This is a genomic window from Paralimibaculum aggregatum, from assembly GCF_030270585.1.
GTDB lineage: Bacteria > Pseudomonadota > Alphaproteobacteria > Rhodobacterales > Rhodobacteraceae > Thermohalobaculum > Thermohalobaculum aggregatum.
In genome coordinates this window covers 1-1,120 of the sequence record NZ_BSYI01000121.1, presented here as the reverse complement: position 1 = coordinate 1,120, position 1,120 = coordinate 1, and the positions used below count along the sequence as shown (strand labels likewise).

Below are 1,120 nucleotides of genomic sequence, written 5' to 3'. Positions count from 1 at the left end.
TTGGCGCAGGCCAGCCCGTGCCGCTCCGCAAGCTCGCCGGTGCGCCGCAGCACCTCGGCCAGCGCGCCGATCGGCACCGTGCCGTCGAGGCACATGTAGTCGTTGATCCGCCCCATCGCGCCGAACGCCGCCTTGCGCCCCTGCCAGATCGCCGCCGCATCCGCCGCGTCGCGGCTCTCGCGCAGCTCCGCCGGCGCAAAGCTCCGCGCGATCGCAACCACCCTGTCGAGCTGCGCCGCGATCTCCGCCTCCGAGCCCTCGACCTCGACGATCAGCAGCGCCTCCACATCCGGATAGTCGGCGCCGCAGAAATCCTTCACCGCCGCGATGCAGAGCCGGTCCATGTACTCGATCGCCACCGGCAGCACGCCGGCCCGGATGATCGCCGCGACGCAGGCCCCGGCGGTCTCCGCGCCGCCGGTCGCGCCGTTCTCGAAGCCGATCAGCACCGGCCGCGCCCCCTCCGGCTTCGGCAGGATCCGCAGCACCGCCTCGGTGACGATGCCGAGCTGGCCCTCCGAGCCGCAGAGCACCCCGAGCAGGTCCAGCCCCCCGGCATCGAGATGGCCGCCGCCGAGCGTCGCCACCGCGCCATCCGCCAGCACCACCGTCACCCCCAGCAGGTTGTTGGTGGTGACGCCGTATTTCAGGCAATGCGCGCCGCCCGAGTTCATCGCGATGTTGCCCGAGATCGCGCAGGCCAGCTGGCTCGACGGGTCCGGCGCATAGAAGAAGCCGTCCGCCGCCACCGCATCGGTCACCGCCAGGTTGGTCACCCCGGCCTGGACCCGCACCAGCCGGTTCGCCGTGTCGATCTCCAGCACCGCGTTCAGCCGCGCCGTGCCGATGATCACGCTGTCCGCCGTCGGCAGCGAGCCGCCCGCCAGCGAGGTCCCGGCGCCGCGCGGAACCACCGGAACCCCGAGCGCGTGGCACGCCGCCATCGCCGCCGAGACCTCCGCCGTGCTGCCCGGCAGGACCACCGCCAGCGGCGGGCAGCGATACGCCGTCAGCGCATCGCACTCATAGGCCCGGAGCTCCGCCGGATCCGAGATCACCGCACCCGGAACCGCCAGCTCCAGCGCAGACACAATCTCCGACCGACGCGCCAGAACACCGG

At 72.9% G+C, this 1,120-nt stretch carries 1 protein-coding gene; it reads right to left on the bottom strand.

Translation table 11 applies throughout. From position 1 onward, the window contains the following. On the bottom strand, positions 1-1,112 hold a 1,112-nt coding region (locus tag QSJ97_RS24575; protein ID WP_285675141.1), incomplete at its 3' end, for an FAD-binding oxidoreductase. Positions 1,113-1,120 lie beyond the last annotated feature (8 nt).